The sequence below is a fragment of the Serratia sp. A07 genome, from assembly GCF_058725505.1.
Genome location: NZ_JBZXDO010000006.1, coordinates 171297 through 192860 on the forward strand (window position 1 = coordinate 171297; position 21564 = coordinate 192860).

Genomic DNA, 21564 nt, shown 5'->3' on the forward strand with positions numbered 1-21564 from the left:
CTTGCTTTACGGCGCCGCTAACACGGAGCCGAATCAGACTAGCACACTGATCTGGGGAAAATGGAAAGGTGAATCGATCAACCCACTGAAGAAAGTGGTTTTTAAGAGAATGTCCTAACCGGCTGATTTGCCTGGGAACCGTTCCCAATCGCACGAAAAGCTTAGTTCTCAACAAATTACGTTCTTTTTAAACTTCTGTTTTAATGACCACGCAAACGCTACCGTTTTTGGTGAAAATAGCGGCAAATTTGCGTTTCGGATCGAAAAGCGTCGCTGCGCCACGATTTTTACCGTCGTCAAAATGCACTTTTCTTCACGCGCCGCCGCAAGGCGGTTTACCGCCCCGCCGTCACAATTTTTTCCCTCGCCCCTTTACCGGCGAATCGTCTGCGGCTCATGATATTGGCAGTGATGACAGCAGGAACACCGTTCTCAGGTAAGGAGCCTCGGGTGGAAAGAAGCGTTTTTTATATTTCGGATGGTACGGCGATCACCGCCGAAGTGCTGGGGCACGCGGTGCTGTCGCAGTTCCCGGTCACAGCGACCACGTACACCTTGCCGTTTGTCGAAACCGAGGCCCGCGCACGCGCAGTTCGCCAACAAATCGATGATATCTATAATGAAACCGGCGTGCGGCCGCTGGTGTTTTACTCCATCATCTCGCCGGAAGTGCGAGATGTGATCGTCCAGAGCCAGGGCTTTTGCCAGGATATCGTGCAGGCGCTGGTCGGCCCGCTGCAGGGCGAGCTGGACGTAGAACCGACGCCGGTGCCGAACCGCACCCACGGCCTGACCGCCAGCAACCTCGGCAAGTATGATGCGCGCATCGCCGCCATCGACTATACCCTGGCGCACGATGACGGCATTTCGCTGCGCAACCTCGATCAGGCGCAGGTGATCCTGCTCGGCGTGTCGCGCTGCGGCAAAACCCCCACTAGCCTCTATCTGGCGATGCAGTTCGGCATCCGCGCCGCCAACTATCCGTTTATCGCCGACGATATGGACAATTTGCACCTGCCGGCTTCGCTGAAACCGTTTCAGCATAAATTATTCGGCCTGACCATCGATCCGGAGCGCCTGGCGGCGATCCGCGAAGAGCGGCGCGAAAACAGCCGCTACGCCTCATTGCGCCAGTGCCGCATGGAGATCGCCGAGGTCGAGGCGCTGTTCCGCAAAAACCAGATCCGCTATCTCAATACCACCAACTATTCGGTCGAAGAGATCTCCACCAAAATCCTCGATATCCTCGGCATGAGCCGCCGCATGTTCTGATCTTTTCCTCGCGGGGCCGTCGCGCCCCGCCGCCTGCCGTTTATTTCAGCAGCAGCTGATTTTTTTGTGCTTTTTTTCGCGGCTTTGATCAACAGAACGCAATCTCTACGGTTGAATTCAGCGCTTTTTGCGTTATTGTGATCGCCATCACTTCCCGGCACTCCTGCCGCAGAGAAGAACAGTTTCCAGGGAACAACATGTACAAAACAGATGAACTGCGGACCGCGCGCATCGACAGCCTCGTCACGCCGCAAGCGTTGGCAGACAAGCTGCCGATCTCGGCGGCCGTCGCTGATAACGTGACAGCGTCACGAAAACGCATTGAAAAAATCCTCACCGGTGAAGACCGCCGCCTGTTGGTGGTGATCGGCCCCTGCTCCATCCACGATCTCGACGCCGCCGTCGATTACGCCGGCCGGCTGAACGCCCTGCGCGAACGCTACCAGGATCGTCTGGAAATCGTGATGCGCACCTACTTCGAAAAACCGCGCACCGTCGTCGGCTGGAAAGGCCTGATCTCCGATCCGGCGCTGGACGGCACCTTCCAGGTCAACCGCGGCATCGAAATGGCGCGCCGCCTGCTGCTGGAAGTGAACCAGCTCGGCCTGCCGACCGCCACCGAATTCCTGGACATGGTGGTCGGCCAATACATCGCCGATCTCATCAGCTGGGGTGCCATCGGCGCACGCACCACCGAAAGCCAGATCCACCGTGAAATGGCCTCGGCGCTCTCCTGCCCGGTCGGCTTCAAAAACGGCACCGACGGCAACACCCGCATCGCCATCGACGCCATTCGTGCGGCGCGCGCCGGGCACATGTTCCTGTCGCCGGACAAACATGGCCAGATGACCATCTACCAGACCAGCGGCAACCCGTATGGCCACATCATCATGCGCGGTGGCAAAACGCCGAACTACCACGCCAGCGACATCGCTACCGCCTGCGACAGCCTGCGCGAGTTCGATCTGCCGGAGCACCTGGTGATCGACTTCAGCCACGGCAACTGCCAGAAGATGCACCGCCGCCAGCTGGAAGTGGCCGACAACGTCTGCCAACAGATCCGCGCCGGCTCCGCCGCCATCACCGGCGTGATGGCGGAAAGCTTCCTGGTGGAAGGCACGCAGAAAATCGTCGCCGGCCAGCCGCTGACCTATGGCCAGTCGATCACCGATCCTTGCCTGAGCTGGTCCGACAGCGAACAGCTGCTGGCGATGCTGGCGGATGCGGTCGATAGCCGTTTCTGACGCAACCTAGGCCGGGGCTTCGCCCCGGCTTTATCCCTCCCGCCCCGCTCATCTATACTGATTGCAACCTCTTTGCACCCGCCGAAACGCACCTGGAGCCCCGGCATGATTCACTCTCTGTTATCCATCCCCTGCGTCACGCTGCAGGGCGAGCAAAAAACGCTGGGCGATTTCCCGGCGCGCGCTTATCTGGTGGTCAACACCGCCAGCAAGTGCGGCTTCACCCCGCAATACCGCGGGCTGGAAAATTTGTGGCAATACTATCGCGAACGCGGCCTGGTGGTGCTCGGCTTCCCCTGCAACCAGTTTGGTTCTCAGGAGCCGGGCAGCCCGCTGGAGATCGCCAACTTTTGCAGCCTCAACTACGGCGTCAGTTTCCCGCTGTTCAGCAAGATAGACGTTAACGGCCCCGGCGCGCACCCGCTGTTCAATGAGCTGAAACGCCTGGCGCCCGGCATTTTGGGTAGCCACCGCATCAAGTGGAATTTCACCAAGTTTCTGCTTACCGCCGACGGCCAGCGCGTCACGCGCTTTGCGCCGATCACCAAGCCCGAACGTCTGTTTGACCGCATCGAAACCCTGCTGAAATAACGCCCCTTTTTTACGGGCCGAGTGCGCTCGGCCCGCCGCCAGATGTCCGTTCGACAAAAAGGTTCCATCGGTAAGAAAATTTTCCTTGATGTAACCTTTCCTTCACATGATAATGATTCTCAGTTTGATATTAATTACCATTTAATGGTCTGTTTTATAAGCACAATGATGATGGATACTGCCAACACGCCTACCCCCGCCGCCGCGGCCCCGACCGAGCACAGCGCAAACGCGCCGCCCAGCTACGACAGCGCACAGCTGCTCGGCACCGACGGCATCGCGTTCATTACCCATCAGGGCCAGCGCTATCAGCTACGGCAGACCAAAGCCGGGAAATTGATCCTGACCAAATAACCACAGAATCCTCAAACGCCAGCCACCCCGATCTTTTGATCCAGGCAGCCAGCAAATCTATTGATATGTTTTATTACATACGGAGAGTTGCACCATGCCTCTGACATTTTCCACCCGGCTGCGTTTTTCCGCTTTGAGTCTGGCGATTGCCTGCGCTCTGCCTACGGTGGCCTTGGCACAAAACACCAGCACAACATCCTCTTCCAACGCGGCGCCGGCTAAACAAGCCAAAGCCGCCGACGAGACCATGACCGTGGTCGCCACCGGTAACCAACGCAGCAGCTTTGAAGCGCCGATGATGGTCACGGTCATCGAAGGCAACTCGCCGGAAAGCCAGACCGCCACCTCGGCCGCCGATATGCTGCGCCGCGTGCCGGGCATTACCGTCACGGGTTCCGGGCGCAGCAATGGGCAAGATCTCATGATGCGCGGTTACGACCGACGCGGCGTGCTGACGTTGGTTGACGGCATCCGCCAGGGGACCGATACCGGCCATATTAACGGCACATTTTTGGATCCTGCGTTAGTGAAACGCATTGAAATCGTGCGCGGCCCCTCCGCGTTGCTGTACGGCAGCGGCGCGTTGGGCGGCGTAGTGTCTTATGAGACCGTCGATGCCGCCGATCTGCTGCTGCCGGGCCACGATACCGGGTTCCGCGTCTACGGCACCGCCGGCACCGGCGATCACAGCCTGGGCATGGGCGCCAGCGCCTACGGCAAGACCGATAACCTCGACGGCCTGCTGTCGTTCGGCACTCGCGACGTCGGCGATCTTCGTCAGGGCAACGGCTTCGATGCGCCTAACGACGAAACCATCAGCAATGTGCTGGCCAAAGGCACCTGGAAGATCGACGATAGCCAGTCGCTGAGCGGCAACTTGCGTTACTACAACAACAGCGCCCAGGAGCCGAAAAACCCGCAAACTCCAGCCAGCTCCAGTGGAAACTTAATGACCGATCGTTCGACGATTCAACGCGACGCGGCACTGAGTTACAAACTGAAACCGGCCGGCCAAGATTGGCTGGATGCAGAAGCGAAAGTGTATTATTCAGACGTAAAAATTAACGCTCACGCCAATGGCAGCGAAGATGAAGCACGCAAACAAACCACGAAAGGCGCCAAACTCGAAAACCGAACGCGCCTGTTTGCGGATACTTTCGCCTCTCACCTGCTGACCTACGGCACCGAGGCTTACAAACAGGAACAAACGCCGGGCGGCGCTACCGAAAGTTTCCCGCAAGCAAAAATCAATTTCGCTTCAGGCTGGCTGCAAGATGAAATCACGCTGCGCGATCTGCCTGTCACTCTGCTCGCCGGCACCCGCTATGACAATTACAAGGGCTCAAGCGACGGTTATGCCGATGTGGATGCGGACAAATGGTCCTCTCGCGGTGCGGTCAGCATTACGCCTACCGACTGGTTGATGCTGTTCGGCTCCTATTCTCAGGCGTTCCGCGCGCCGACGATGGGTGAGATGTACAACGACTCCAAACACTTCTCAATTCCAATGGGGCCAACCACCATCACCAACTATTGGGTGCCTAACCCGAGTTTGAAACCGGAACCCAACGAAACCCAAGAGTACGGGTTTGGTCTGCGTTTCGATGATTTGATGCTGGCCGATGATAGCCTGCAGTTCAAAGCCAGCTATTTCGATACCAAAGCCAAGGACTACATCACCACCGATGTCACGATGGAACTGGGACGCGGTCCGCGAGGTCCTTATTGCATCAGTTGCACCACATTCTCGACCAATATCGATCGCGCCAAAATCTGGGGATGGGATGCTACGCTCAGCTATAAAACACCGTGGTTCGGCTGGGATTTGGCTTATAACCGCACCCGTGGCAAAAATGAAGCGACCGGTGACTGGTTAAGCAGCATCAATCCAGACACTGTCACCAGCTCGCTGGACGTGCCGCTGGGCGAAACCGGTCTGTCCGCCGGCTGGGTCGCCACCTTCGCCGAACGCGCGACGCGCGTGGAGACCGGCACGGCCGAACAAGCCGGCTATGGCGTCAACGACTTCTATCTGAGCTACAAGGGTCGCGATCGGCTGCAGGGCATGACCACCACCGTGGTGCTGGGCAACGCTTTCGACAAAGAATATTACTCGCCGCAGGGCGTCCCGCAGGATGGCCGCAACGCCAAACTGCTGGTCAGCTACCAGTGGTAATCATTTGACTATCTGGCGGACAACCCGGTTGTCCGCCGTTCGCATTACAGCGCAGGAGAATCCCGCATGAGCAATACCCTATACGAACGCTACCAACAGGCTAAAATCGATCACCCCGGCAAATACGCCCGCGATCTGGCGGCGATCCTCGGCGTCAGCGAAGCGGAGCTAACGCACGCCCGCGTCGGCCACGACACTCGCCGCCTGCAGGCCGACGCGCGCACCCTGCTGACCGAGCTTGAGCAGGTCGGCGTCACCAAGTCCATCACCCGCAACAGCTATGCGGTGCATGAGCAGATGGGCCGCTACCGCAACCAGCACCTCAACGGCCACGCCGGGCTGATCCTCAACCCGCGCGAGCTGGATCTGCGCCTGTTCCTCAACCACTGGACCAGCGTTTTCGCCATGAGCGAAACCAACAAGCGCGGCGTGCGCCACAGCATCCAGTTCTTCGACCAACAGGGCGATGCGCTGCACAAGGTCTACACCACCGAAGAGACCGATCTGCCGGCCTGGATGGCACTGGTGGAACGCCACCTGAGCGAAGAAAATCCGGCGCTGGCGCTGCAGCCCGCCGAGGCGAGCACTGCGGATGAAACGACGCAAGATCATGCAAAAATCGACGGTGAATGGCGCGCGATGACCGACGTTCACCAGTTCTTCCAGCTGCTCAGCCGCAACAAACTGACGCGCCAGCAGGCGTTCCGCGCCGTCGGCGACGATCTGGCCTATCAGGTGGACAACAGCGCGCTGTCGCAGCTGCTGGAAGCAGCGCAGCAGCAGCAGAACGAGATCATGATCTTCGTCGGCAACCGCGGCTGCGTGCAGATCTTCACCGGCCAGATCGAACGTTTGATGCCGCAGGAAGGCTGGATCAACGTGTTCAACCGCCGCTTCACGCTGCACCTGATCGAAGACGCCATCGCCGAAAGCTGGATCACCCGCAAACCGACCAAAGACGGCATCGTCACCAGCCTGGAGCTGTTCGCCGCCGATGGCACGCAGATTGCGCAGCTGTATGGCCAGCGTACCGAAGGGCAGCCGGAACAAACCCAGTGGCGCGAGCAGGTTGCCGCGCTCGCCGCCAAGGACATCGCCGCATGAAATCTTCCTTGATCCGCCGCCTGGCGTTGATGATGTCGCTGGCGCTGCCGCTCACCGCTGCGGCGGCGCAGCGCATCGTCTCGATCGGCGGCGACGTGACGGAAATCGCCTTCGCGCTCGGCGCCGGCGACGAGGTGATCGCCCGCGACAGCACCAGTCTGCATCCGGAAGCGGTGAAAAAGCTGCCGGACGTCGGCTATATGCGCCAGCTGAACGCCGAAGGCATTTTGGCGCTGAAGCCGACGCTGGTACTGACGACCGAGCTGGCACAGCCGGCGCTGGTGCTCAAACAGCTGGCGGACAGCGGCGTCAACGTGGTCAGCGTGCCGGGTGACACCACCCTGCAGGCGGTGCCGCAGAAAATCGCTACGATTGCCGCTGCGCTGCAGCGCGTTGAGCAAGGCAAACAGCTGAGCGAGCGCTATCGACAACAGCTGGCGGCGGTCGATACCTCCCCGCTGCCGGTCAAGGTGCTGTTCGTGATGAGCCACGGCGGCATCACGCCGATGGCCGCCGGGCAACACACCGCCGCCGACGCGGTGATTGCCGCCGCCGGCCTGAAAAACGCCATGCAGGGCTTTGACCGCTACCGTCCGCTGTCGCAGGAAGGCGTCATCGCCAGCGCGCCGGATCTGTTGCTGGTCACTACCGACGGCGTGCGCACCCTCGGCGGCGAACAGCAGCTGTGGACGCTGCCGGGCCTGGCGTTGACACCGGCAGGCAAGCAACGCCGCGTGCTGATCGTCGATGACATGGCGCTGCTGGGCTTCGGTCTGGAAACGCCGGCGGCGCTGGCCAAACTGCGCCACGCGGCGGAGCAAAAGTAATGCGCTGTCGCACCTCGCCTCAGCTGGCCATCACCGGTCTGCTGGTGTTGCTGACGCTGCTGGCGCTGGTCGCCGCCAACCTGGGCGCGCTGACGCTGTCGTTTCGCACCCTGTGGCGCGAACCTTTCAGCGATGCCGCCTGGCACATCTGGTTGAACATCCGCCTGCCGCGCGTGCTGCTGGCGGTGGTGATCGGCTGCGCGCTGGCGGTATCCGGTGCGGTGATGCAGGGGCTGTTCCGCAACCCGCTGGCGGATCCGAGCCTGCTGGGCATCAGCAGCGGCGGCGCGCTGTTTGTCGCTCTGTTCATCGTGATGCCGCTGGCGTTGCCGGTGACGATCGCACTGTACGGCCATATGCTGGCGGCGTTCCTCGGCAGCCTGCTGGTATCGCTATTGATCTACGGCATCAGCCGCAGCGGGCACGGCAATCTGTCGCGGCTGCTGCTGGCGGGCATCGCCATCAACGCCCTGTGCATGGCGGCCATCGGCGTGCTCTCTTACGTCAGCAGCGATCAACAGCTGCGCCAGTTCTCGCTGTGGATGATGGGCAGCCTCAGCCAGTCACAGTGGCCGACGCTGGCGGTTTCCGCCTCGCTGATCCTGCCTACGGCGCTGCTGACGCTGCTGCAGGCGCGCCGGCTGAACCTGTTGCAGCTGGGGGACGAAGAGGCCCACTACCTCGGGGTGAACGTCCAGCGCGCCAAGCTGCAGCTGCTGTTGCTGAGCGCCTTGCTGATCGGCGCGGCGGTAGCGATGAGCGGCGTGATCGGCTTTGTCGGTTTGGTGGTGCCGCATCTGGTGCGCATGCGCCTCGGCGGCGATCACCGCTGGCTGCTGCCCTGCTCCGCGCTGGGCGGCGCCTGTCTGCTGCTGGTCAGCGATACGCTGGCGCGCACGCTGGTGGCGCCGGCCGAAATGCCGGTGGGGTTGATGACCAGCCTGATCGGCGGTCCTTACTTCTTGTGGCTGGTGATGCGCCAGCGGGAGCGAACCGGTGGATAACGCCGCCTGCCTGACGGCCCGAGAGCTGCGCTACAGCCTCGGTGCGCGCCGCTTGATCAACGACGTTTCGCTCAGCCTCGCCGGCGGCGAAATGGTGGCGATTATCGGCCCTAACGGCGCCGGCAAATCGACGCTGCTGCGCTTGCTGACCGGCTATTTGACGCCGGACTGCGGCGAATGTCGCCTGCTTGATCGCCCGCTGGAACAGTGGGCGCCGCAGCAGTTGGCCAAAGTCCGAGCCGTGATGCGCCAGTACAGCGATCTGGCGTTTCCGTTCAGCGTGGAGGAAGTGGTCAGCATGGGGCGGGCGCCGCACGGCAAACGCGACGAGCATCAGGCGATCCAACAGGTGATGGCGCAGACCGATTGTCTGGCGCTGGCGCAGCGCGACTACCGCCAGCTTTCCGGCGGCGAACAGCAGCGGGTACAGCTGGCGCGGGTGTTGGCGCAGCTGTGGCAACCGCAGCCGTCTCCCGCCTGGCTATTTCTCGACGAGCCGACCTCGGCGCTGGATCTGTACCACCAGCAGCACACCCTGCGCCTGCTGCGCTCGCTGACGCGCCAACAGCCGCTGGGCGTCTGCTGCGTGCTGCACGATCTTAATCTGGCCGCGCTGTACGCCGATAGGATCCTGCTGCTGCATCAGGGGCGTCTGGTGGCGAGCGGCACGCCGCAGGAGGTGTTGCAGACGGAGATCCTCACCCGCTGGTATCAGGCCGATCTCGGCGTGGTGCATCATCCCGAAGTGTCGCTGCCGCAGGTCTACCTGCGTCAATAACGTCAAGGGCGCCATTAAGCGCCCTTTTTTCATCTCAGCTGGAGCAGGAAATCTCCAGATGTTTGCCCCAGTCCGGCGGCAGCACGGCGAGATCGTCATATTCCGGCGCATCGTCGAACGGCCGCAGCAGGGCCTGATGCAACCGCTGCAAACGGCCCACGTCGTCTTGCTCCGCGTCTTCAATCGCCTGCTGCGCCAGATAGTTGCGCAGGATCAGGCGCGGGTTCACCGCCTTCATCGCTCGTTGCCGTTCCTCATCGCTCACCTGCTCCTGCTGCAAACGCTGACGATACTGCTGATACCAGGAATCGAACGCCGCGCGGTCGATAAACTCGTCGCGCAGCGGCGACTGCGCCTGTTGCTGTTCAGTGTCGCTCAACAGGCGGAACGTGCGGGTATAGTCCCGCCCTTCCTGCGCCATCAGGCTCAACAGCCCGGTGAGCACGTCATTGTCCTGCGCCGTCGGCGTGAAGAAGCCGAGTTTAGCGCGCATCTGTTCGCCGTAGGCGCGCATCAGCGCCGGTTCATACGCCGCCAGCGCCTGCTGCAGCTGTTCAGTGGTCATCAGCCCCGACAGGGTCTGCGCCAGGCGATGCAGGTTCCACAGCGCCACCGCCGGCTGATTGTCGAAGGCGTAACGCCCCTGATGGTCGGAGTGATTGCAGATATAACCGGGCTGATAGTCATCGAGGAAGCCGTAAGGGCCGTAGTCAATGGTGATGCCGAGAATCGACATGTTGTCGGTGTTCATCACGCCGTGAGCGAAACCGACGGTTTGCCAATGGGCGATCAGGCGCGCCGTCCGTTCCACCACGTCGGTAAACCACAGCAGGTAACGTTCAGCCTGATCCTGCAGCTGCGGCCAGTGACGGGCAATGACGAAATCCGCCAGCTGCCGCACCTGCTCCGGCTGTTTGCGGTAGTAAAAGTGCTCGAAGTGGCCGAAGCGCACGTGGCTTTCCGCCACCCGCATCAGCATGGCACCGCGTTCCGGCTGCTCGCGGAACACCGGCTGCCGGCTGGTCACGATGGTCAACGCCCGGGTGGTCGGGATCCCCAGATGATGCAACGCCTCGGAGGCCAGAAACTCGCGGATCACCGAACGCAGCACCGCGCGGCCGTCCCCCATACGTGAGTATGGCGTCAGCCCGGCGCCCTTCAGGTGCCAGTCACGGTGGCTGCCGTCCGCCAGGACCTGTTCGCCCAGTAAAATGCCGCGGCCATCCCCCAGCTGCCCGGCCCAGACGCCAAACTGGTGGCCACTGTACACCTGCGCCAACGGCTGCATGCCGGGCAGCAGCGTTTCTCCCGCCCAAATGGGGGTTTTATCCTGAGTAAACCAACTTTCATCCAGCCCCAGCTCGCGCGCCAGCGGCTCGCTGTGGTACAGCAGGCGCGCATCCTTGAGCGGCGTCGGGTTCAGGGCGGTGTAGAAACCGGGTAACTGTTGGTAGTAAGCGTTATCGAACTGCGGCATAGGCCCTCCGTTTCAGCGTAGTGTAGAGCCTGGACGGGCGGATTAACACCGAAGGAATGCAGGGAGAACGCATCCGCCTGTCGCCAGGACGGATGCGGGGTGTTTGGCGTTTCCACCTGGCGGAGGAAACGCGGTTTAACGCGGGCTGACAAAACGGTGTCATCAGCCAAAAAACGATGGCGAATAACGGCGACGGAATCACGGCAAACATCACCCCGTGCATTATTTACCTCATTGTGTGTAGTTTTTTATATCACTTCTTAATTATTGAACTCGCTGGGCTTCGCCAGCAAAGTTTGCAGATTATCCACACCAACGCTGGGCCATAAAAAACCTTGCAGGCCTAAAACACCGGCGTATCTGAGTTTATTAAAGTACTCTTTTTTCTCTATTCCTCCGACGATCACGCCTTTACACAACAGGTTGATATTCTTTAACAACGAGTCGATGACCACGTCATACCCCTGATGGGTAAACAGCTGCCAGTAAAAACGCTTGTCTATCTTTACATAGTCAAACAAACCATCATACAGCGCGGTCAAGGTGGCTTTACCGGAACCGAAATCATCGAGCCACAGCGTAAACATTTCGCTTAATCGCTGCACGTTCGGGTTGTTCTTCCCGGCCGAAAGATTCGGAAAACTCTCACTCATTTCGAATGCAATAAAAGGATATTGCCTGATCCATTGGCACAATGCCGGATCGGAAAGAATAAGTTCGACGATGGTTTCTTCGATATTGATGGTCAACTGCACGCTGTTACCGGTAAACCAGCCCGCGTGCCGCTCCGCAAGTTTCAATTGCTCATTAAATAACTCAATCCTTTGTTCAGGCGCCAATAAATTAATCCCAATTTCGGCCGGCATGGCTAAATCACCGTCGAGACTGTTGAAACGGCTCAACATTTCCACCGCCAACAGCCTGCCCTCCATTGAGTAAACAGGTTGAAAAACATAGCTACTAATAAAGTCAGCTTCGAGTTGGATGTTCATTTTAATGCCACAGGATGAATGGCTAGCGTATCATCGTATATCAATATATTTTATCGATCAATCCTTCTGGGATTAATCGGAAATATCAATGCAAATACCCATGAAATATCATTTAATTGATAGATTAAAGCTATACGACAATCGCGAAAGGCGCAAAAGAAAAGCAGCTGAATTTATGCCACCTTTCTCGCCTAACGCGTGATATGAAAAGGTATTTGGCTTAAGTGGATTGGATGACGGGCTAAATTTGACTTATCTCCGTTGTTTTATTTAAGAAAAATCTTAAATGAAGTAAAATAATCTTTCTGCCGTAACGCCGATTTTTCCTGTCGTTAACGATGACTGATTAAATTTAATAACACATCAATTCCGCCCGTTATTCTCAGCATTGAAAACGTAAAAAAATGCCCACCTTGATTTTCAGAAAATCTGCGCTACGCCCCTGCGAAACGTCGATTTCAGCGATAAAAAAAGGGATGAGCACGCTCATCCCCTTCACCATCCCATACCGGCTAACGGATCGTTTCGCTCAGCCATTGCCGCAGTTCGGTCAATTCCGCCGCCTGTTGCGGATAATCCGCCATCAGCCGATCGCAGCAAGCGGCAACGGGCTCGCTGCGATACGCGCAGCCCACCAGCGCTTCCGCCAGCCGTTGCAGCGGGGCGGGATTCAGGCTGTCGGTGAACACCTGCGCGCGAACAATCGTTCCCTTCTCCACGTCGAAGAACAGATCCACGCCGCCCCAGACGAAGCGCTCGTTAAGCAGATGGCTGAACGCCGGCGCCTTGCCGAAATTCCATTCCCAACTGCTCTGTTTGGCGAACTGCGCGGCAAAATCGGGCAAATCGGGGAATACGTCCGGCGAAATGATCTCCGGCTCGGCCGTCTCGCCATAGTGGGCAAAAAAGGCCTGCACGATGGCTTCGCACACCTGTTCATGGCTGATACCCGGCAAAAACTCCGCCAAATTGGCGACGCGCGAACGCACCGAGGTGATGCCCTTGGCCTGCAGCTTTTTGGGATCGGGATTGAGATAGTCTGCCAGCCGCTCCAGATCGGCGTTCAGCAGCAGCGTGCCGTGGTGGAAACCACGGTCCTGGGTTTCTCGATAGGCCGAGCCGGATATTTTGCGCGGCCCGTCGGCGGTTTCCATCACCAGATCGTTGCGCCCCGACGCGCCGGCCGTGACGCCCAGCTGCCGCAGCGCTTGCAGAATGATGTCGGTCGAGACGCTTTTGTCGTAACCCGGTTTGCCGGCCATAAAGGTGAAACAGGTGTTGCCCAGGTCGTGAAATACCGCCCCACCGCCGCTGCTGCGCCGCGCCAGCCGAATGCCGTCCTGCTCCATGCGCCGGGTGTTGCACTCCTTCCACGGGTTCTGCGACTGGCCAATCACCACCGTTTCGGCATTGCGCCACAGAAAGAGGATTTTTTGCGTGGTCATCTCGCGGAAGATGCACTCTTCCACCGCCAGGTTAAACCAGGGATCGTAGGAATCGGAGATCAGTAAACGCAGGCTGTTCATGGCAGGCACCGTTCAAAACACGTGATGCCGCCATGATACACCAAATCAATAGGTTAAGGCTAAATGCGTCGCGCCTGCCAGTATACCCGCTTCCAGTAGACGTTATCGAGCGAGGAGCGGATCACTCCGCGGCTGGTCGACGCGTGGATAAATTGGTCGTTGGTATCGTAAATGCCGACGTGCAGGCCGTTCTCACCGCCGCCGGTTTTGAAAAACACCAGGTCGCCCGGCATCAGCTCATCACGCGAAACCTTGGTGCCCAGCGAGGTTTGCTCTTCGGTCGAACGCGGCAGCTGCATGTCGAAACGATCGCGGAACGTGCGGTAAACAAAGCCGGAACAATCTACGCCGCCGCGATCCAGGCCGCCGTAACGGTATGGCGTGCCGTACCACTGACGCAGTTGCTCGTTGAGCTGGGCCACCACCACGATAGAGTCCGCCAGGCGGCCGCTCGGCGGCGGCGCATGGCTGCTGCAGCCGGCGAGGATCAAACTGGCTAATAAAAACCACACACGCATCCGCATAATATTCCTTCATTGAACACGCTGCCGCATTATGCCAATCGGCACACCACCACCGCCTGCGAGGCGAAGCCGGCACCACGTAAGGAGAGCGCTATTTGGCGTTAATTTATCTCCCGCACGGGGAAAAAGGCAAGCGCCATGAGGGAGATAATAGCAGGATCGCCGGTTTTGACCCTATTCCGGCGATTTTGTCTCGGATTTGCTGTTAATCAGCCAGACGCCGAACAGAATATACAGCGTGCCCAACGTTTTCAGCAGCGTAGCGGATTCGTTAAACCACGGCAGGATCACCGCCGCCAGATAGACCAGCGCGTAGCTGACGCTCAGCAGAGGATAAGCGCGGTTTAACGGCAGGTGGCGCAGCGCAAAGAACCAACACAGCATCGACAGCGCATAACCGAAGATGCCGCCGCCCACCGCCAGCAGCGGCAGCCAGTAGTCGCCGATCAACGCCAACGAGACGTCGGCGAACGACATCAGCGGGATTTGCACCATGCCCCACTTCATCAGCAACTGCGCCAGCGTCACCAGCAACACGCTGGCGGCGCCCCAAGCATAGCCCCTCATGAATGCACGCTCATCAGCAGGATCCCCAACATAATCGACGCTACGCCACACCAGTGGCGCACGGTCGTCGGCTCATGAAACAGCCAGCGCGCCGCCAGCGTCACCATCACGAAGTTCAGGCTGAGCATCGGGTAAGCCAGGCTGAGCGGCAGGCGTTGCAGCACATTGAGCCACACCGCCATGCCCAGCCCCAGCAGCAGCACCGCCAGCGCCAGCCAACGCAGCGTCTGCTTCAGCCGCGCTTCGTCCGCCCGCTCCCAACAGTGCGCCGCCTGCTTCTGGCACAGCTGCCCACCGCAGGTGAGCAGGCTGACCACAATCACCAACAGAAAACCCATCATGGTTGCTGTTTATACCACATCAGCACCAGGCGGTTCATACGATCCACCTTGTCTGCGGCAGGCAGTTCCTGCGGCAGCGCTTCGCCACGGGACAGCTGCAGCACCAGCGACACGTTCCCCTGTTTGCGCGCCTGCGCCAGCCACTGCGGGAAGTCGGCGTCGCTGATCAGGTGGCCTTTGGCGTCCGGATACTCCAGACCATAAGCTACCTCGCCTTTCTGGCTGTACATCAGCACGTCGCTACGCTTCAGTTCCCAGGCCAAACCGGCCGCTACCCCGACGCTGTCGGTCAGCACGTAACGGCTGTCGCCCAGCTCGGCCATCGTGGCACGCGCGAAGTTCTGCGGCAGCTTGGAATCGGTCACCTGTTGCGGGATGGCGTAGCCGATCACCAGGCACAGCAATACCGGGCAGGCCGCCGCCCAGCGCCATTGACGGCCGTTATCGCGTGCGGAAACCAGCGCGAACAGGAGCCAGCCGCCGAAGGCGATCAGGCCGAGCACCACCTTCGGCCACTCTTGCGCGGTAAACAGATGGGCTTTCGGCAGCAGGCCGGCGCTCAACACCACCAGCGCCACGATGCCGATCAGCCCGAACAGGCCGTTCAGCCAGGCATTGGCCTTGAACAGTCTGGCGCGCAGGGTGGCGGCGTAGTCTTCCGCATAGGCGGTCATCAGCAGCGCCAGCGGCGCCATGCACGGCAGAATGTAGGTCGGCAGCTTGCCTTTGGCGATGCTGAAGAAGATCAGCGGCATCATCGCCCAGCTCAGCAGGAAGAACAGCTCCGGGCGCTGTACGCGTTCGCGCCAGCCCTTGAGCAGCGCACCGGGCAGCAGCGCCAGCCACGGCAGCACCGCCGCCAGCAGGACCGGCAGGTAATACCAGAACGGCGCCTTGTGCTGGGCATTATCTTCGGCGAAACGCTGAATATGCTCGACCCAGAAGAAGTAATTCCAGAAGTCGGGTTCACGTTGCGCGATCGCCAGCGCCCACGGCAGGCTGAGCAGCGTAGCGGTCACGATCGCCAACGGGCCATAGCACAGCAGATCCTTGATGCGACGTTGCTGGATGACGATCGGGATCACCGCGATCACCGGCACCGCCAGCGCCAGGAAGCCCTTGGTCATAAAGCCCATGCCGCAGGCCAAGCCCAGCAGCGCGTAGGCGCCCAGCTTGCCTTTGACCGAAGTGGCTTTCAGCGTCAGGTAGTAGCTGACCATCGCCGCGGCCAGCCACAGCGAGATCATCGGATCCAGCACGCTGTAGGTGCCGATGCTGAACACCAGCACCATCGACAGGAAAATCAGCGCCGCCAGGCTGGCGCGGCGCGCATTGCGCCACATCAGCATCGCCAGCGCGAACACCAGCAGTGCGGTCATGCCGGTGCTGAACACCGAGCCGAAGCGCACCGCAAAGTTGTTTTCGCCGAACAGCCACTGGCTGATGTTATTGAACCAGTAACCCGCCACCGGCTTTTCGAAGTAGCGCAGCCCCAGCAGGTGCGGCACAACCCAATCGCCGCGCTGCAGCATTTCACGGCTGATCTCGGCATAACGCGTCTCGTCCGGCTGCCACAGCAGGCGGCCGTTAAGCGGGATCAGGTAAACCAGAGCAAAAAAAACGGCCAGCAGAATGGCCCAGGATCCTTTTAGCGCCTTCATGTAACGTCCTTCACATCGGTTTGACAGCCCAGCCAACCTTCGCGGCCGGGGAAAGGAGCACGCTTGATGCGGCCCAACGGCAGTGACGCCAAATCTTGTGGTAACAGCGCGCCAAGCGGACAGAATTCGATGCCCTGCTGCCGTGCGCGTTGCAATAACTGTTCGAACATCGCCGCTTGCGACATGCCTTCCACTTCGGTGTGAATGGTGTACACCGGCACGCCGCGATCGTTCTCGATGGCGCGCAGAATGTAGTCGTTGAAGTCGGCCATGCTGACTTCGCTGCCGATCACTTCGTCGAAGGTCGGCAACGTCACCGGGATCTGCACCGTGCCGTGACGCCCGTCGCTCAGCACCGGACGGAATGGATGGGTGCCGCGGCAATCGCTGTTGTAATGGAAGCCGAAGCGTTGCTTGACCTCCAGCACGCGCGTATCGGCACGCCAGCCCGCCACGGCGGAGCATTTCACCGGTTGGCCGGTGCTGGCGCTCAGGGCATCGACGCCCAGCTGCACCTGTTCGGTCAGCTGCGCCTCGCTCCACTTGGCGACCTTGGCCTGCCACCCCTGGTGATCCCAGGCGTGCAGCCCGACTTCATGGCCGGCTTCGGCGGTGCGCTTCATCAGCGGCCCCAACGCGCGTGAAATGTTGCGCCCCGGCCAGGCGGTGCCGGCCAGCAGAATGTCCAGGCCGTACAGCGAGGCGGCGTTCGAACGCAGCATTTTCCACAGAAATTTCGGACGCAAAAGGCGCCAAAGATGGCGCCCCATGTTGTCCGGTCCCACGCTGAAGAAGAAGCTGGCCTGAATGTCGTACTTGTCGAACAGGTCCAGCAACTGCGGCACCCCTTCACGGGTGCCGCTGAAGGTATCTACATCAACCCGCAGACCGACTTTCTTCATGCATCGTTCCCTTCCTGAACGGTAGTGCGCAGGAAGTAGTCCAGCGTATCGGCGACGGTTTGCTTCATCTCGATGGTCGGCTGCCAGCCCAGCAGGCGGTGAGCGTTCTTGATGCTCGGCGTGCGGTGCTCGACGTCCTGGTAACCTTTACCGTAGTAGCTGCTGCTCTCAACGTCCTTGAAGCCGGCAAACGGCGGGAAGCGGTCGCGCAGCGGGTGGCTGTTGAAGCTTTCCAGCAGCATTTCCGCCAGCTCGCGGATGCTCGCTTCGTTGGTCGGGTTGCCGATGTTGACGATCTGGCCGTCGCACAGGCCGTCGCGGTTCTCGATGATGCGGAACAGCGCTTCGATGCCGTCGTTGATGTCGGTGAAGCAACGTTTCTGCGCGCCGCCGTCCATCAGTTTGATCGGCGAACCTTCCACCAGGTTGAGGATCAGCTGGGTGATGGCACGGGAAGAGCCGATACGCGCAGCGTCCAGGTTATCCAGGCGCGGCCCCATCCAGTTGAATGGACGGAACAGCGTGAACTTCAGGCCTTCTTTAGCGCCGTAAGCCCAGATCACCCGATCCAGCAGCTGTTTGGAGACCGAGTAGATCCAGCGCTGTTTGTTGATTGGCCCGACGATCAGGCGCGAATGGTCTTCGTCGAACTCTTTGTCGTCGCACATGCCGTACACTTCTGAGGTGGACGGGAAGATGATGCGCTTGTTGTATTTCACGCAGTCGCGAACGATCTTCAGGTTCTCTTCGAAATCCAGCTCGAACACGCGCAGCGGGTTACGGGTGTATTCGATCGGCGTCGCGATCGCCACCAGCGGCAGCACCACGTCGCATTTCTTGATGTGATACTCGATCCACTCGGAGTGGATGCTGATGTCGCCTTCCACGAAGTGGAAACGCGGGTTGTCGAGGAAACGGCTGATGGCGTCAGAACCGATATCCAGGCCGTAGATGTCGTAGCGATCGTCACGCAGCAGGCGCTCGGTCAGGTGGTTACCGATGAAGCCGTTGACCCCGAGGATCAGCACGCGAGTGCGGCGTTTCATTACGGCGTTCGGCTTGGCGGCCAGGCGCACGTCGGTGACGATGCCCATTTCCTGCGCCAGGCGGCTGCCCTGCACGTACAGGCCGCTGTCGTTCTGACCGGCAACGATCTCCAGCGCGCCTTCGCCACAGGCGATGACCAGCGGCGAGGTGCTCAGTACGGTGCCCGGCTGCTTGTCGTGTTGGGTATCCAGCACGCGAGAGCGCCAGACGATCAGCTTGCGCTGGCCGAGGTAGCTGAAGGCACCCGGGTACGGTTCCGTGACGGCACGTACCAGGTTGTTGATCTCTTTGGCGGACTTGTGCCACAGGATCTCGCCGTCCGCCGCGGTGCGACGGCCGAAGTAGCTGGCCTGAGACTCATCCTGCTTGGTGAAGGTGGCGGTGCCGTTCTTCAGCTTCGGCAACTGCTCTTTCAATACGGCCTGCGCGGCTTCCAGCACTTTTTTGTGCAGCGTCAGCGCAGTGTCGCTGTCGGCGATGGTCACTTTCTGCTGACCGACGATGTCGCCGGCGTCCGGGCGTTTCACCATCTTGTGCAGCGTGGCGCCGGTTTCGGTTTCGCCGTTCACCAGCGCCCAGTTCACCGGGGCGCGGCCACGGTAATGCGGCAGCAGCGAACCGTGCAGGTTGAAGCCGCCCTGCGGTGCCAGCGAGAGGATCTCGTCGCTCAGCATATGGCGGTAGTAGAACGAAAAGATCACGTCCGGCTGCAGGTCGCGAATGCGGTCAACCCACAGCGGGTGGTTCACGTCTTCCGGCGCATAGACCGGCAGATCCAATTCGGCGCCCAAACGGGCCACGGAGGAGAAGAAGTTGTTCTCACCAGGGTCGTCGGTGTGCGTGAATACGGCCTGCACGTCATAACCCGCCTCAGTCAGCGCTTTCAGACCTGCGCAGCCAATATCATGGTAAGCAAATACAATAGCTTTCATCATTCTTCTTCCTGAGTATTGTGGTCCTGCTGTACGCCGACCACTTTCTGAACAAAATAGCGAGGACGTGCGCGCACGTCGGTATAGATGCGGCCGATGTATTCACCCAGTAGCCCCATGCCAACAAACTGGGCGCCGATAAAGGTGAACAGCACGGCGAAGAGGGTGAACACGCCGCCGGCGGCCCATTCAGGGCCGAGCAGCAGACGCAGCGCAATCAGCACCAGCGCCAACACAAACCCGGACAGCGCCACGATGCTGCCGACCACGCTGAGCAAACGCAGCGGGGTGGTGGTCAGGCAGGTGATCAGGTCGTACATCAGGTTGATCAGCTTCATCAGGCTGTACTTGGAATCGCCAAACTCGCGCTCGGCGTGACGCACGTCGATCTCGGTCGTGCGACGGGCGAAGGTGTTCGCCAGAATCGGGATAAAGGTGCTGCGCTCGTGGCAGTGCAGCATCGCCTCAACGATGTGACGACGGTAGGCGCGCAGCATGCAGCCGTAGTCCCCCATCGACTTGCCGGTGGCGCGTTGAATCATCATGTTGATCACGCGCGAAGCGCTTTTGCGGAACCAGGAGTCTTGGCGGTTGGCGCGCACGGTGCCCACCACGTCATAGCCCTCTTCCGCCACGCTGACCAGACGAGGGATCTCCTCCGGCGGGTTCTGCAGATCGGCGTCCAGCGTAATCACCAGATCGCCGGTCACCTGGTTGAAACCGGCCATGATCGCCGAGTGCTGGCCATAGTTGCGGTTCAGCAAAACGGCGATGACGTGGCTGTCCGGCTTTTCCGCCGCCGCGGTCAGCATGTCCGCGGAGTTGTCGCTGCTGCCATCGTCGACGAGGATGATTTCATAAGGTTGAGATAACTGCTTGCAAGCGGCGGTAGTACGCTCCAGCAACGCCGGCAGACTTTCCTGCTCGTTGTATACCGGGATGACTATCGACACTTTTTTAATCGGTTCAACGCGAGACACGTAAAGACTCCACAACAGAAGACAAGGCATTGACCACGCGATCCACGTCGGCGTCGGTCATATCAGGGAATAGCGGTAAAGTGCATAGCCGCGCCGAGTTCCATTCGGTATTCGGCAAGGAAAGCTGCGGATAACGCTCACGGTAGAATTTCTGGGTATGCGCGGCGCGGAAATGCAGCCCGGTGCCGACGCCAACCTCTTTCAGACGCTCCATCAACCGATCGCGATCGATGCCGCAACGCTCAGGGTCGACGCGCACCATAAACAGATGCCAGGCGTGGTCATGCGGGTAATCCGGCACGCCCAACGGTTGGAACGGCGAGCCTTCGAGCGCGCTCAGGTAGCGCTGTGCCAGCGCCTTGCGGCGCGCGTTCAGCTCAGCGAAGCGCGACAGCTGCACCACGGCGATCGCCGCGTGAATGTCGGACAGGTTGTATTTGTAACCCGGCTCCACCACTTCGGCCTGCGGTTTGCGGCCAAGCTGCTGACGATCGAAGGCATCGACGGCCAGACCGTGGAACTTCAGGCAACGCAGGCGATCCGCCAGCGCATCGTCGTCGGTGGCGATCAGGCCGCCCTCGGCGCAGGTCACGTTTTTAATGGCGTGGAACGAGAAAATCGCCGTGCCGCGCGCACCGACCCATTCGCCGTTGTAGCGCGTACCGACCGCATGGGCGGCGTCTTCGATCAAAGGCAGACCGTGGCGTTCGGCCACGGCGCGCAGCGCGTCCATCTGCAGAGGAGCGCCGGCGTAGTGCACCGGAACAATCGCTTTGGTTTTCGGGGTGATGGCAGCCTCGACATCGGCGGCGCTGACCATCAATGTATCACGGTCAACGTCGATCATGACCGGCGTGGCGCCCAGCAGCTCGATCATGTTGAGGGTGGAAACCCAGGTTTGCGAAGGGGTGATGACTTCGTCGCCGGGGCCGATGCCCAGCGCCATCAGCGTGATGTGCATGCCCGCCGTGGCGGAACTGACGGCGATCGCATGCTTACAGCCGAAGGTGGAACAGAAGTCGCTTTCCAGCTGCTGGTTTTGCGGCCCGGTGGTGATCCAACCGGAACGCAACACTTTCTCTACCGCGGCGATTTCTTCATCGCCGATGGCCGGACGAGAGAAAGGCAAAAATTGATCCATAGTTAACCCCAAACGTATCGAACTGCTTTTGATGACACTGTAAATCCCTTTCGTTTAACGGATATTAAACGCCAGAGAAGAATCGTTTCCGTGGATTAACTGCCAATGTAAGGCCGCAAGCTTA

20 protein-coding genes are annotated in these 21564 nt (G+C 60.0%); 9 read left to right on the forward strand and 11 right to left on the reverse strand.

From position 1 onward, the window contains the following. The first annotated feature begins 411 nt into the window (after window positions 1-411). From ppsR to AC4PR2_RS09215, 9 genes are all read left to right on the forward strand, one after another. On the forward strand, window positions 412-1272 hold the full coding sequence (gene ppsR, locus AC4PR2_RS09175) for a posphoenolpyruvate synthetase regulatory kinase/phosphorylase PpsR (RefSeq protein ID WP_162215433.1): 861 nt from the start codon (window positions 412-414) through the stop codon (window positions 1270-1272). A gap of 197 nt (window positions 1273-1469) precedes the next feature. After that, window positions 1470-2516 carry a 3-deoxy-7-phosphoheptulonate synthase gene (locus AC4PR2_RS09180; RefSeq protein ID WP_038871025.1) on the forward strand — a complete coding sequence of 349 codons (1047 nt, stop codon included), beginning with the start codon at window positions 1470-1472 and terminating at the stop codon, window positions 2514-2516. Between the two features lie 105 nt (window positions 2517-2621). Beyond that, a complete protein-coding gene (locus AC4PR2_RS09185; RefSeq protein WP_197804187.1) occupies window positions 2622-3107 on the forward strand; it encodes a glutathione peroxidase in 486 nt (161 codons plus the stop codon). A gap of 171 nt (window positions 3108-3278) precedes the next feature. Continuing rightward, on the forward strand, window positions 3279-3461 hold the full coding sequence (gene hemP, locus AC4PR2_RS09190; protein ID WP_043141213.1) for a hemin uptake protein HemP: 183 nt from the start codon (window positions 3279-3281) through the stop codon (window positions 3459-3461). 94 nt (window positions 3462-3555) lie between these two features. Continuing rightward, a complete protein-coding gene (locus tag AC4PR2_RS09195) occupies window positions 3556-5637 on the forward strand; it encodes a TonB-dependent hemoglobin/transferrin/lactoferrin family receptor (RefSeq protein ID WP_492175050.1) in 2082 nt (693 codons plus the stop codon). 66 nt (window positions 5638-5703) lie between these two features. Then, a complete protein-coding gene (locus AC4PR2_RS09200; RefSeq protein ID WP_049271968.1) occupies window positions 5704-6741 on the forward strand; it encodes a hemin-degrading factor in 1038 nt (345 codons plus the stop codon). Further along, on the forward strand, window positions 6738-7568 hold the full coding sequence (locus AC4PR2_RS09205) for a heme/hemin ABC transporter substrate-binding protein (protein WP_033638352.1): 831 nt from the start codon (window positions 6738-6740) through the stop codon (window positions 7566-7568). The genes AC4PR2_RS09200 and AC4PR2_RS09205 overlap by 4 nt, the downstream gene beginning before the upstream one ends. Next, entirely contained in the window at window positions 7568-8572 is a 1005-nt protein-coding gene (locus AC4PR2_RS09210) for a FecCD family ABC transporter permease (protein WP_492175051.1), read from the forward strand. Before AC4PR2_RS09205 ends, AC4PR2_RS09210 begins: the two co-directional genes overlap by 1 nt. Then, window positions 8565-9350, forward strand: coding sequence for a heme ABC transporter ATP-binding protein (locus AC4PR2_RS09215; protein WP_049198604.1), 786 nt, complete (start codon window positions 8565-8567; stop codon window positions 9348-9350). The genes AC4PR2_RS09210 and AC4PR2_RS09215 overlap by 8 nt, the downstream gene beginning before the upstream one ends. Window positions 9351-9384: 34 nt before the next feature. On the opposite strand, the gene AC4PR2_RS09220 is transcribed toward AC4PR2_RS09215, so the two are convergent. The 11 genes from AC4PR2_RS09220 to arnB all read right to left on the reverse strand — a co-directional run bounded on the left by AC4PR2_RS09220 (window position 9385) and on the right by arnB (window position 21440). Continuing rightward, on the reverse strand, window positions 9385-10827 hold the full coding sequence (locus AC4PR2_RS09220) for a protein adenylyltransferase SelO (RefSeq protein ID WP_060440068.1): 1443 nt from the start codon (window positions 10825-10827) through the stop codon (window positions 9385-9387). Window positions 10828-11087: 260 nt separating this feature from the next. Continuing rightward, the gene (locus tag AC4PR2_RS09225; protein WP_087763499.1) at window positions 11088-11819 is read right to left on the reverse strand and encodes an EAL domain-containing protein; all 732 of its coding nucleotides are present in this window, start codon (window positions 11817-11819) and stop codon (window positions 11088-11090) included. 512 nt (window positions 11820-12331) lie between these two features. Continuing rightward, window positions 12332-13345 (reverse strand): lipoate--protein ligase, encoded by a 1014-nt coding sequence (lplA, locus tag AC4PR2_RS09230; protein ID WP_060419209.1) that lies wholly within the window; start codon window positions 13343-13345, stop codon window positions 12332-12334. Window positions 13346-13404: 59 nt separating this feature from the next. After that, on the reverse strand, window positions 13405-13869 hold the full coding sequence (locus AC4PR2_RS09235; protein WP_016927954.1) for an NlpC/P60 family protein: 465 nt from the start codon (window positions 13867-13869) through the stop codon (window positions 13405-13407). A 174-nt stretch (window positions 13870-14043) separates the two neighbouring features. Next, window positions 14044-14436 (reverse strand): 4-amino-4-deoxy-L-arabinose-phosphoundecaprenol flippase subunit ArnF, encoded by a 393-nt coding sequence (gene arnF, locus AC4PR2_RS09240; protein ID WP_492175052.1) that lies wholly within the window; start codon window positions 14434-14436, stop codon window positions 14044-14046. Further along, on the reverse strand, window positions 14433-14777 hold the full coding sequence (arnE, locus tag AC4PR2_RS09245) for a 4-amino-4-deoxy-L-arabinose-phosphoundecaprenol flippase subunit ArnE (RefSeq protein WP_060419210.1): 345 nt from the start codon (window positions 14775-14777) through the stop codon (window positions 14433-14435). The genes arnF and arnE overlap by 4 nt, the downstream gene beginning before the upstream one ends. After that, on the reverse strand, window positions 14774-16438 hold the full coding sequence (gene arnT / locus AC4PR2_RS09250) for a lipid IV(A) 4-amino-4-deoxy-L-arabinosyltransferase (RefSeq protein WP_089185899.1): 1665 nt from the start codon (window positions 16436-16438) through the stop codon (window positions 14774-14776). The genes arnE and arnT overlap by 4 nt, the downstream gene beginning before the upstream one ends. Then, window positions 16435-17340 (reverse strand): 4-deoxy-4-formamido-L-arabinose-phosphoundecaprenol deformylase, encoded by a 906-nt coding sequence (arnD, locus tag AC4PR2_RS09255; RefSeq protein ID WP_197804194.1) that lies wholly within the window; start codon window positions 17338-17340, stop codon window positions 16435-16437. Before arnD ends, arnT begins: the two co-directional genes overlap by 4 nt. Next, complete coding sequence (gene arnA, locus AC4PR2_RS09260; RefSeq protein WP_337046760.1) at window positions 17337-19319, reverse strand: bifunctional UDP-4-amino-4-deoxy-L-arabinose formyltransferase/UDP-glucuronic acid oxidase ArnA; 1983 nt, start codon at window positions 19317-19319, stop codon at window positions 17337-17339. Before arnA ends, arnD begins: the two co-directional genes overlap by 4 nt. Then, window positions 19319-20299, reverse strand: coding sequence for an undecaprenyl-phosphate 4-deoxy-4-formamido-L-arabinose transferase (gene arnC / locus AC4PR2_RS09265; RefSeq protein WP_033642884.1), 981 nt, complete (start codon window positions 20297-20299; stop codon window positions 19319-19321). Before arnC ends, arnA begins: the two co-directional genes overlap by 1 nt. After that, the gene (gene arnB, locus AC4PR2_RS09270; protein WP_089185898.1) at window positions 20286-21440 is read right to left on the reverse strand and encodes a UDP-4-amino-4-deoxy-L-arabinose aminotransferase; all 1155 of its coding nucleotides are present in this window, start codon (window positions 21438-21440) and stop codon (window positions 20286-20288) included. The genes arnC and arnB overlap by 14 nt, the downstream gene beginning before the upstream one ends. Window positions 21441-21564: the final 124 nt, after the last annotated feature.

Coding starts and splice junctions, on each gene's coding strand:
- ppsR (WP_162215433.1), top strand. CDS start 412: ATGACAGCAGGAACACCGTTCTCAGGTAAGGAGCCTCGGGTGGAAAGA.
- AC4PR2_RS09180 (WP_038871025.1), top strand. CDS start 1,470: ATGTACAAAACAGATGAACTGCGGACCGCGCGCATCGACAGCCTCGTC.
- AC4PR2_RS09185 (WP_197804187.1), top strand. CDS start 2,622: ATGATTCACTCTCTGTTATCCATCCCCTGCGTCACGCTGCAGGGCGAG.
- hemP (WP_043141213.1), top strand. CDS start 3,279: ATGGATACTGCCAACACGCCTACCCCCGCCGCCGCGGCCCCGACCGAG.
- AC4PR2_RS09195 (WP_492175050.1), top strand. CDS start 3,556: ATGCCTCTGACATTTTCCACCCGGCTGCGTTTTTCCGCTTTGAGTCTG.
- AC4PR2_RS09200 (WP_049271968.1), top strand. CDS start 5,704: ATGAGCAATACCCTATACGAACGCTACCAACAGGCTAAAATCGATCAC.
- AC4PR2_RS09205 (WP_033638352.1), top strand. CDS start 6,738: ATGAAATCTTCCTTGATCCGCCGCCTGGCGTTGATGATGTCGCTGGCG.
- AC4PR2_RS09210 (WP_492175051.1), top strand. CDS start 7,568: ATGCGCTGTCGCACCTCGCCTCAGCTGGCCATCACCGGTCTGCTGGTG.
- AC4PR2_RS09220 (WP_060440068.1), bottom strand. CDS start 10,827: ATGCCGCAGTTCGATAACGCTTACTACCAACAGTTACCCGGTTTCTAC.
- AC4PR2_RS09225 (WP_087763499.1), bottom strand. CDS start 11,819: ATGAACATCCAACTCGAAGCTGACTTTATTAGTAGCTATGTTTTTCAA.
- lplA (WP_060419209.1), bottom strand. CDS start 13,345: ATGAACAGCCTGCGTTTACTGATCTCCGATTCCTACGATCCCTGGTTT.
- AC4PR2_RS09235 (WP_016927954.1), bottom strand. CDS start 13,869: ATGCGGATGCGTGTGTGGTTTTTATTAGCCAGTTTGATCCTCGCCGGC.
- arnF (WP_492175052.1), bottom strand. CDS start 14,436: ATGAGGGGCTATGCTTGGGGCGCCGCCAGCGTGTTGCTGGTGACGCTG.
- arnE (WP_060419210.1), bottom strand. CDS start 14,777: ATGATGGGTTTTCTGTTGGTGATTGTGGTCAGCCTGCTCACCTGCGGT.
- arnT (WP_089185899.1), bottom strand. CDS start 16,438: ATGAAGGCGCTAAAAGGATCCTGGGCCATTCTGCTGGCCGTTTTTTTT.
- arnD (WP_197804194.1), bottom strand. CDS start 17,340: ATGAAGAAAGTCGGTCTGCGGGTTGATGTAGATACCTTCAGCGGCACC.
- arnA (WP_337046760.1), bottom strand. CDS start 19,319: ATGAAAGCTATTGTATTTGCTTACCATGATATTGGCTGCGCAGGTCTG.
- arnB (WP_089185898.1), bottom strand. CDS start 21,440: ATGGATCAATTTTTGCCTTTCTCTCGTCCGGCCATCGGCGATGAAGAA.